Origin of the sequence: Nonomuraea sp. MG754425, from assembly GCF_021699195.1 — a bacterium.
In the GTDB taxonomy this organism is placed as follows: Bacteria; Actinomycetota; Actinomycetes; order Streptosporangiales; family Streptosporangiaceae; genus Nonomuraea.
In genome coordinates this window covers 20,103-28,772 of sequence record NZ_SSXE01000126.1, presented here as the reverse complement: position 1 = coordinate 28,772, position 8,670 = coordinate 20,103, and the positions used below count along the sequence as shown (strand labels likewise).

Genomic DNA, 8,670 nt, shown 5'->3' with positions numbered 1-8,670 from the left:
CACCCACACACGCCCCGGCCCCACCACCCGCCCACGCCCCGGCGTCCATGCCGGTCCGCTCCCCGGCGTTCTCGCCCACCGGCACCTCGGCGGTCACGCCGGTCCGCCCTCCGGTGTTCTTGCCCGCTTGCGTCTCGGCGGCCATGCCGGTCCGGACTCCGGTACCACCGCCGGTTCGCGCCCGGGACGGCTCGCCGGGGTCGTCGCCCGGTTCCAGCCCCGTGCCACCGCCCGTGTCGCCGCGCGGGCCGCGCTGGCGGCCTGGTACGCCTCCCAGTTCGCCACCCCGCAGGCCCGCGCCGTCGCCGACCCCTCGGCGGGTCAGGTGCGTGCGGCCGTCACGGCGGGGATCGTCAGCCTGCCCGCGCTCCAGGGCGCGCTGACCGCCAGGGCCGGCGCCCCCGCCGCCGGTCTCGCGCTCGCCGCGGTGGTCCCGCTGGCCCGCCGCCTGGCCAGGAAGCTGTCCCCGACATGATGCGATTCGGCTACGGCACGAACGGCTTCGCCAACCACCGTCTCCCGGACGCCCTCGACGTCATCGCCGGCCTGGGCTACACCGGCGTGGCCCTCACCCTCGACCACCACCACCTCGACCCGTACGCCGACGGCCTGGGCGGGCGCGTGGCCAAGGTCGCCGACCGGCTGCGCACGCTCGGCCTGGCCGTGGTCGTCGAGACCGGCGCCCGCTACCTGCTCGACCCGCGCCGCAAGCACGCCCCCACCCTGCTCGACGACGACAGTGACCGCCGGGTCGACTTCCTGCGCAGGGCCGTCGCCATCGGGGCCGACCTGGGGGCGGATGCGGTGTCGTTCTGGTCGGGCATCCGCCCGGCGCACGTGCCGCCGGACACCGCCTGGGACCGGCTCGTGGCGGGCTGCGCGCGGGTGCTGGAGACGGCGGACGGGATCCCGCTGGGCTTCGAGCCGGAGCCGGGCATGCTCGTGGACACGATCGCCGGCTGGCACGCGCTGCGCCGGGCGCTCGGCGCGCCCGCCGGGTTCGGCCTCACCCTGGACATCGGCCACTGCCGGTGCAACGAGCCCGGCACGGTGCCCGACCGCGTGACCGACGTGGCGCCGTACCTCGTGAACGTCCAGATCGACGACATGCGCCGGGGGACGCACGAGCACCTGGAGTTCGGCGAGGGGGAGATCGACTTCCCGCCGGTGCTGCGGGCGCTGGCCAGGTCCGGCTACCGCGGCCTGGTCGCCGTCGAGCTGCCCCGGCACTCGCACGCCGCCCCCGACGTCGCCGCCCGCTCCCTGACCTTCCTCCGCCAGGCCGAACAGGACTCCCTCCGCCGGCCCGAGCCGGACTCCCGAGGAGGCAGACCGTGACGCCACCCGAGCGGCTGCGTGCCGCGCTCCGCGACACCCCCCACGCCGCCTGGCTGGAGCAGGCCCTGGCCGAGCCCGGCAGGTTCACCCGCTCCTTCGCCGCGGCGGGCAGGCGCACCGGCCGGGCCCCGCTGCCCGGCGCGCCCGGCTGGACCGCCGACGAGGCCGTCCGGGCGCTGCTGCTGGAGTCCCTGCCCCCCGGCCGCGCCGCCGCCGAGGCCCACGACCTGTACCGCCACGGCGACGCCGACGAGAAACGCGCCGTGCTCAAGGCCCTGCCCATGCTCCCCGCCGGCGCGGACGCCCTGCCCGTCACGGTGCCCCTGCTGCGCGACGCCATCCGCACCAACGACGCCCGCCTGCTCGCCGCCGCCCTCGGCCCGTACGCCGCCCACCTCGACCAGGCCGCCTGGCGGCAGGCGGTGCTGAAGTGCGTGTTCATGGGCGTCCCGCTGTCGGAGGTGGACCGGCTGGACGAGCGGGCGGACGCCGAACTGGCCGCCATGCTGGCCGCGTTCGCCGCCGAGCGGGAGGCGGCCGGCCGTCCCATGCCCGGCGACGCCGCCGCCCTGCTCGGCCGCCTCACCGGCGACCGCACCCCCGAGGAGACCTGATGCGCATCTTCGACCCGCACATCCACATGACCTCACGCACCACCGACGACTACGCGCGCATGGCCGCCGCCGGGGTCGCGGCCGTCGTGGAGCCGTCCTTCTGGCTGGGGCAGCCGCGCACCGGCCCGAGCTCGTTCACCGACTACTTCGACTCGCTCGTCGGCTGGGAGCCGTACCGGGCCGCCCAGTTCGGCGTGGTGCACCACGCCACGATCGCGCTCAACCCCAAGGAGGCGAACGACCCGCGCTGCCGTCCCGTGCTCGACCTGCTGCCCCGCTACCTGGACAAGGACCGGGTGGTCGCGGTCGGCGAGATCGGCTACGACTCCATGACCCCCGAGGAGGACGACGCCTTCGAACGCCAGCTCGCGCTGGCCGTCGAGCACGAGCTGCCTGCGCTGGTGCACACCCCCCACCGCGACAAGGCCGCCGGCACCCGCCGCACCCTCGACCTCGTCAAAGCCTCCGGCCTCGAGCCGGGCCGGGTCGCCGTCGATCACCTCAACGAGGTCACCGTCGGCCTCGTGCACGGCTCCGGCTGCTGGATGGGCTTCTCCATCTACCCCGAGACGAAGATGTCGCCGCCGCGCATGGTGGAGCTGCTGCGCAGGTACGGCACCGAGCGGGTGCTGGTGAACTCGGCCGCCGACTGGGGCGTCTCCGACCCGCTGCTCACCCTGGAGACCGCCCGGGAGATGCTGGCCGCCGGATTCGACGAGGACGACGTGGACCAGGTGATGTGGCGCAACCCCGTCGAGTTCTACGGCCAGTCGGGCCGCCTCGACCTGAGCGCCGTCACCGGAGCCGCCGAGCCCACCTTCGCCGGCAGCTCCATCAAGCGCGGCGGCGAGTGATGCGGCTGCGCCACCCCGGCGGCACGCCGCTGCACCTCGGCTACTGCACCAACGTGCACCCGGCCGAGGACCTCGACGGCATCATCGCCCAGTTCGACACGTACGCGGTCCCGATCCGCGACCGGCTCGGGGCCGGCGTGCTCGGGCTCGGGCTCGGGCTGTGGCTGGCCGCCCCCGTCGCCGGGGCCCTGGCCGCCGACCCCGTCCTGCTCGCCGGGCTGCGCCGTGAGCTGGCCGCGCGGGGCCTGGAGGTCGTGACGCTGAACGGGTTCCCGTACCGCTCGTTCCACGACCCGGTCGTCAAGCACGCCGTCTACAGCCCCGACTGGACCACGCCCGCCCGCCTGTCGTACACGCTGGACCTGGCCCGCGTCCTGGCCGGGCTGCTCCCCGACGACGCCGCCAGGGGGTCGGTCTCCACCCTGCCGCTCGCCTGGCGCGAGCCCTGGGACGCCGCCATGGCCGATCGGGCGGCCCGCGGCCTCGACCGGCTCGCCGCCGGGCTGGCCGGCGTCGAGTCCGCCACCGGCCGCGTCGTGCGGGTCGCGTTCGAGCCCGAGCCCGGCTGCGTCGTCGAGACGACCGGGCAGGCGATCACCCACCTGGCCGGAGCCGACACCGACCGGCTCGGCGTCTGCCTGGACCTGGCCCACCTGGCCTGCGCCTGGGAGCAGCCGGCCGCCGCGCTGAAGGCCCTGCGCGAGGCCGGCCTGCCCGTGGTCAAGGTGCAGCTCTCGGCCGCCCTGGAGACCGCCGGCCCCCAGGGGCTGCGGGAGTACGCCGAGCCGCGCTTCCTGCACCAGACCCGCAACCCGCACGGCGGCGCGGCCGACGACCTCGACGAGGCGCTCGATCGCGACCTGCCGGGCCCGTGGCGGGTGCACTACCACGTGCCGCTGCACGCCGACCCCGCCCCACCGCTGGCCACCACCACCCCGGTGCTGCGCGAGGCGCTCAAGGAGCTGGCCGGCGGCCCCGAGCCGCTGTGCGACCACTACGACGTGGAGACCTACACCTGGGGCGTGCTGCCCGACGCGCTGCGCCCCCGGACCCCCGCCCAGCTCGCCGACGGCATCGCCGCCGAGCTGGCCTTCGCCCGTGCCGAGCTGCGCGACCTGGGAGTGACGGGATGACCAAGCTGCTGGTTCTCGACGTGGTGGGGCTCACGCCGAGGCTGCTGGAGCACATGCCCCGCCTGCGGGCCGTCGCCGGTGACGGCTTCCGAGCCGAGCTGGGCACCGTCCTGCCCGCCGTCACCTGTTCGGTCCAGTCCACGTTCCTGACCGGCCTGCCGCCGTCCGGCCACGGCGTCGTCGGCAACGGCTGGTACTTCCGCGACCTCGGCGAGGTCCTGCTCTGGCGGCAGCACAACGCCCTGGTCGGCGGCGAGAAGGTGTGGCAGGCCGCCGGCCCCGGCTACACGGTGGCCAACGTGTGCTGGTGGTACGCCATGGGCGCCGACGTCGACTGGACGATCACCCCGCGCCCGATCTACCGCGCCGACGGCCGCAAGGACCCCGACTGCTACACCGACCCGCCCGAGCTGCACGACGAGCTGGAGGCCAGGTTCGGCCCGTTCCCGCTGTTCAGCTACTGGGGTCCGGGGGCGGGGATCGCGGCGTCGTCGTGGATCTGCCGTGCCGCCGAGCACGTCATGACCACCCGTGACCCCGACCTCACCCTCGTCTACGTCCCGCACCTCGACTACGACCTGCAGCGGTACGGCCCCGGCGACCCGCGCTCGGCCGCCGCCGCCCGGGAGCTGGACGCCGTCCTCGCGCCCCTGCTGGACGCCGCCGGCGACCGCACGGTGGTGGCGCTGTCGGAGTACGGCATCACCGACGTCTCCCGCCCCGTGGACGTCAACCGGGCCCTGCGGGCCGAGGGGCTGCTGCGCGTGCACACCCAGGACGGCATGGAGTACCTGGACCCGTGGACCTCGCGCGCGTTCGCCGTCGCCGACCACCAGATCGCCCACGTCTACGTGCGCGACTCCGCCGACGTGCCCGCCGTCGCCAAGCTGTGCGCCGCCGTCGAGGGCGTGGCCACCGTCCTCGACCAGGACGGCAAGGCCGCGCACGGCCTCGACCACCCGCGCTCGGGCGAGCTGGTCCTGCTCGCCGAGCCCGCCTCCTGGTTCACCTACTACTACTGGCTCGACGACGCCCGCGCCCCCGACTTCGCCCGCGTCGTCGAGATCCACCGCAAGCCCGGCTACGATCCGGCCGAGCTGCTCTTCGACCCCGCGGCCCCGGGGGCGGCCAAGCGGCGGGCGGGGCTCGCGCTGCTGCGCAAGAAGGCGGGCCTGCGCTACGTGATGAGCGTCGTCGGCCTCGACGCGGGGGCGCGCGCCGTGCGCGGCTCCCACGGCCTGCTGCCCGCCGATCCGGCCGACGCGCCCGTCCTGCTCTGCTCCGACCCGTCCCAGGCGCGCGAGCGTTACGAGGCCGTGGAGGTCAAGGATCTGCTGCTGCGGCTGGCGGGCAAGCGGTGAGCCGCGCCCGGACGGCCCAGATCACCGGATCATGCCGCTGAACAGGGCGATCGCCCGGATTCTGGGCATCGGGCCGCCATTGCGGCCAGAAGGTGAGGGCGGCGACGGGGAAAGCTCGGGTATGGCCCCGCGCCGTCCCGCGGCCCGCGTAAGGTGTGCCGATGTGAAGCGCGACCGGCGCCGCCGAGACCTCGCGGCGGCCGTGGCGGGCGTGGCCGCCCTCGCCCCCGTCTACTACCTCGCCGACGCCGCCGCCCGCAGCCTGCGCGCCGGCCTCGCCGCGTTCTCGCCGGCGCCGCTCGGGCTGGCCTACCTGGCGGCCGTGGCGGTCGTCGTGGCCCTCCTGGCCTCCTGGCCGGCCGCCGCGCTGGCCTGCGGGGTGCCGCTGGCGGCGGCCGGCGTGCTGTTCGCCCTCGACCTCGACGCCGCGATCGGCCTGGCCGGCACCCTGCCCTGGGCCCGCGCCGGCGGCCTGCCGTGGCCGCAGCCGGACGGCGCGCCGTGGGCCGAGGCCGCCGAACCGCCCGGCACCCTGGCCGGCATGAGCGGCCTGTACGCGCTCATCGGCGTCGTGCTCGTGCTCTCGGCGCTGCTCCCGGCCCGCCGGCGATCTATCCTGGACCCGTGAGCGGGCGGGATCCGGATCGGCGCAGAGCGCTGCTCGACGCGGCCGACCGGGTCATCCTGCGGGAGGGCCCCGGTGTGTCGATGGCGGCCATCGCCGCCGAGGCGGGCATCACCAAGCCCATCCTCTACCGCCACTTCGGCGACAAGCACGGCCTGTACCAGGCGCTGGCCGACCGGCACGTCCGCACGGTGATCGCCCAGCTCCGGCCCGAGCTCGCCGAGACCCGGGCCGGCCTGCGGGGCAGGGCCAGGGCGGCCATCGGCGTCTACCTCGACCTGATCTCGGCCAACCTCAACCTCTACCGGTTCCTGTTCCACCGGGTCGGGGCCGAGGACAGCAGGGTGCGCTCCCACATGACCGCGCTGGTGCGCAGCCTGGGGGAGGAGCTCGGCGGGATGCTGGCCGCCGAGCGGGTGGTGCCCGACCCGACCCGCGCCCAGGTGCTCGGCCACGCGTTCGTCGGCATGGTGCAGACCACCGGCGACTGGTGGCTGGAGCATCCGGAGGTGGACCGCGCCGTGGTGGTGGAGGGCCTGGTCGACGTGATCGTCGCCGCGATCGCCCCGCGCGGGGAGGTCAGCCCTTCGTGAGGTCCGGCCGCTCGTCCAGCAGCCGCAGCAGGTCCCACTCGTTCTCGCACACGCGCCGCCCGATGGCGGCCAGCTCCACGGAGCGGGCGCCGCCGCGCAGGTGCCGCATCGTCTGCATGACGCAGATGACGCCCCACTTGAGCACCCCGAACGTCTCCCACCAGCGCAGCGCCTCGTGGTCCACCGCCTGCCCGCCGGCCTCCTCGTAGGCGTGGACGAGGTCGTCGTAGCCGCCGAAGCCGCCCACCGGCAGCGGCGAGCCGAACCGCCACGCCTTCACGCACAGCCACCCGAGGTCCTCCAGGGGGTCTCCGGCGTGCGCGAGCTCCCAGTCGAGCACCGCCCTGATGCCCTCGGGGCCGACGATGAGGTTGCCGTTGCGGAAGTCGCCGTGCACGACCGTGGGCCGCCGGCCGCGCGGGCGGGTCCCGGCCAGCCGCCGCAGCGCCAGCTCGAACACCGGGTGCGGCTCGCCGAGCTGGTCCAGCACCTCCCGCCAGCTCAGCAGCGGATCCTGCGCGGGCCGCGCGGGCGCGGGGAGCGCCGACAGCGGCATGCGGTGGATGGCGGCCAGCGTCTGCCCGCACTGCCGGGCCAGGCGGGGCCGGGCCGCCGCGTAGGCGTCGTCGCGCAGGATCCGGCGCGGGATCGTCTCCCCGGGGACGCGGGTCATGAGGATGTACGACTCGCCGCCGGCGATGATCCGCGGCACCGGCACCCCGGCACCGGCCGCGGCCCGCATCAGCCGCGCCTCCGCCGCCAGGCCCGCGCCGGTCTCCGGCGCGCCGCCGGGGGAGTCGAGCCGCAGGATCAGCTCGTGCCGGCCGCCGTCCGGCGTGGCCACGTCGAGCGCCCAGGTCTCGCGGGAGGCCCCGCCGGGCAGCCGGACGCGGGACTCGACGGCCGCGCCGGGGCCGAACGCCTCGCGGACGATCGCCGGCAGGTCGCTCATCGCGCCCCGAACTCCCACGAGCCGCCCGCCGCGTACTCGGCCAGCAGGCGGCGGCCGACCGAGTCGATGTGCACCTCGTCGGGCCCGTCGTAGATCCGCCCGGCCCGCGCGTGCCGGTACATGCGCTCCAGCGGGGTGTCGGCCGTCAGCCCGGCGGCGCCGTGCACCTGGATGGCCCGATCGATCACGTTGTGCAGCATCCGCGCGCCCACCACCTTGATCGCCCCGATCTCGACCCGGGCCTGCGAGCCCCGGTCGATCGCCTCGGCGGCCTGCAACGTGAACAGCCGAGCGGACTGGATCTCGGTGTAGGAGTCGAACACGTGCCGGCGCATGAGCTGCTTGCCGGCCAGGGGCCCGCCGAACGCCGTGCGCTCGTGCAGCCTGCGGCACATCAGGTCGAAGGCCCGCTGCGCCTGGCCCAGCCAGCGCATGCAGTGGAAGATGCGGCCGGGCCCGAGCCGCCGCTGCGCGATGACGAAGCCCTGGCCGCGCGGGCCGAGCAGGTTCGCGGCGGGGACGCGGACGTCCTCGTAGCGCACCTCGCAGTGGGCGCCGTCGAGGCCCAGCACCGGCGTGTCGCGGACGATCCGGTAACCCGGCGTGGAGGTCGGCACGAGGATCATGGAGAAGGCCAGGTGGGGTGGCGCGTCCGGCTCGGTCCGGCACATCACGGTGGTGTACGCCGCCCGCGAGGCGCCGGTGGTGAACCACTTGTGCCCGTTGATCACCCACTCGTCGCCGTCGAGCACCGCGGACGTGGTGAGCTGCGTGGGGTCGCTGCTGGAGACGCCCGGCTCGGTCATCGCGAAGCTGGGGGAGATGTCACCGCGCACCAGCGGCGCCAGGTAGCGTTCGCGCTGCTCGGGGGAGGCGTGCTCGTGCAGCATCAGCGAGTCCTGGAGCGTGTACGTGCCCAGCGCGAGCTGCCCGTACTCGCTGCGCCCCTGCACCTCGTTGACGTAGACGTAGTCGAGGAACGGCAGGCCGCCGCCGCCCAGCTCGCGCGGATGGCCGAGCGCCCACAGGCCCTCCTTCCTGGCCTGGGCCCGCAGCTCGTCCAGCGTCGCCGCGGCCTCGGGGCCGCCCGCGTGCAGCACGGGTTCGGCGGGCTCGACCCGTTCGATCATGAACGCGCGCACGGCGTCGCGAACCGGCCGGACGCTGTCGGGGACCGCGAAGCTCATGCGAAAACCCAAC

10 protein-coding genes are annotated in these 8,670 nt (G+C 75.5%); 8 read left to right on the top strand and 2 right to left on the bottom strand.

All coding sequences use genetic code 11. The annotated features are described in order from the left end of the window. Positions 1–127 precede the first annotated feature (127 nt). From FAF44_RS35055 to FAF44_RS35020, 8 genes are all read left to right on the top strand, one after another. The gene (locus FAF44_RS35055; RefSeq protein ID WP_237107638.1) at positions 128–475 is read left to right on the top strand and encodes a hypothetical protein; all 348 of its coding nucleotides are present in this window, start codon (positions 128–130) and stop codon (positions 473–475) included. Next, a complete protein-coding gene (locus tag FAF44_RS35050) occupies positions 472–1,338 on the top strand; it encodes a sugar phosphate isomerase/epimerase (RefSeq protein ID WP_237107637.1) in 867 nt (288 codons plus the stop codon). The genes FAF44_RS35055 and FAF44_RS35050 overlap by 4 nt, the downstream gene beginning before the upstream one ends. Continuing rightward, positions 1,335–1,952, top strand: coding sequence for an EboA domain-containing protein (locus FAF44_RS35045; protein WP_237107636.1), 618 nt, complete (start codon positions 1,335–1,337; stop codon positions 1,950–1,952). The genes FAF44_RS35050 and FAF44_RS35045 overlap by 4 nt, the downstream gene beginning before the upstream one ends. Continuing rightward, positions 1,952–2,806, top strand: coding sequence for a TatD family hydrolase (locus FAF44_RS35040; RefSeq protein ID WP_237107635.1), 855 nt, complete (start codon positions 1,952–1,954; stop codon positions 2,804–2,806). Before FAF44_RS35045 ends, FAF44_RS35040 begins: the two co-directional genes overlap by 1 nt. Beyond that, a complete protein-coding gene (gene eboE, locus FAF44_RS35035) occupies positions 2,806–3,939 on the top strand; it encodes a metabolite traffic protein EboE (protein WP_237107634.1) in 1,134 nt (377 codons plus the stop codon). Before FAF44_RS35040 ends, eboE begins: the two co-directional genes overlap by 1 nt. Further along, positions 3,936–5,300: a nucleotide pyrophosphatase/phosphodiesterase family protein gene (locus FAF44_RS35030; protein WP_237107633.1), complete on the top strand. Its 1,365-nt coding sequence runs from the start codon at positions 3,936–3,938 to the stop codon at positions 5,298–5,300. The genes eboE and FAF44_RS35030 overlap by 4 nt, the downstream gene beginning before the upstream one ends. A gap of 163 nt (positions 5,301–5,463) precedes the next feature. Beyond that, positions 5,464–5,928: a hypothetical protein gene (locus FAF44_RS35025; RefSeq protein WP_237107632.1), complete on the top strand. Its 465-nt coding sequence runs from the start codon at positions 5,464–5,466 to the stop codon at positions 5,926–5,928. Further along, entirely contained in the window at positions 5,925–6,518 is a 594-nt protein-coding gene (locus FAF44_RS35020; protein WP_237107631.1) for a TetR/AcrR family transcriptional regulator, read from the top strand. The genes FAF44_RS35025 and FAF44_RS35020 overlap by 4 nt, the downstream gene beginning before the upstream one ends. On the opposite strand, the gene FAF44_RS35015 is transcribed toward FAF44_RS35020, so the two are convergent. Both FAF44_RS35015 and FAF44_RS35010 read right to left on the bottom strand, forming a co-directional pair. Continuing rightward, a complete protein-coding gene (locus FAF44_RS35015; RefSeq protein WP_237107630.1) occupies positions 6,505–7,470 on the bottom strand; it encodes a phosphotransferase family protein in 966 nt (321 codons plus the stop codon). The two genes, FAF44_RS35020 and FAF44_RS35015, sit on opposite strands and share 14 nt — an antisense overlap. Continuing rightward, positions 7,467–8,657, bottom strand: coding sequence for an acyl-CoA dehydrogenase family protein (locus FAF44_RS35010; RefSeq protein WP_237107629.1), 1,191 nt, complete (start codon positions 8,655–8,657; stop codon positions 7,467–7,469). The genes FAF44_RS35015 and FAF44_RS35010 overlap by 4 nt, the downstream gene beginning before the upstream one ends. Between the last annotated feature and the right edge of the window lie 13 nt (positions 8,658–8,670).

What these genes read in the sequence shown, in the direction of transcription:
- FAF44_RS35050 (WP_237107637.1), top strand. Translation starts at nt 472, where the DNA reads ATGATGCGATTCGGCTACGGCACGAACGGCTTCGCCAACCACCGTCTC.
- FAF44_RS35040 (WP_237107635.1), top strand. Translation starts at nt 1,952, where the DNA reads ATGCGCATCTTCGACCCGCACATCCACATGACCTCACGCACCACCGAC.
- eboE (WP_237107634.1), top strand. Translation starts at nt 2,806, where the DNA reads ATGCGGCTGCGCCACCCCGGCGGCACGCCGCTGCACCTCGGCTACTGC.
- FAF44_RS35030 (WP_237107633.1), top strand. Translation starts at nt 3,936, where the DNA reads ATGACCAAGCTGCTGGTTCTCGACGTGGTGGGGCTCACGCCGAGGCTG.
- FAF44_RS35015 (WP_237107630.1), bottom strand. Translation starts at nt 7,470, where the DNA reads ATGAGCGACCTGCCGGCGATCGTCCGCGAGGCGTTCGGCCCCGGCGCG.
- FAF44_RS35010 (WP_237107629.1), bottom strand. Translation starts at nt 8,657, where the DNA reads ATGAGCTTCGCGGTCCCCGACAGCGTCCGGCCGGTTCGCGACGCCGTG.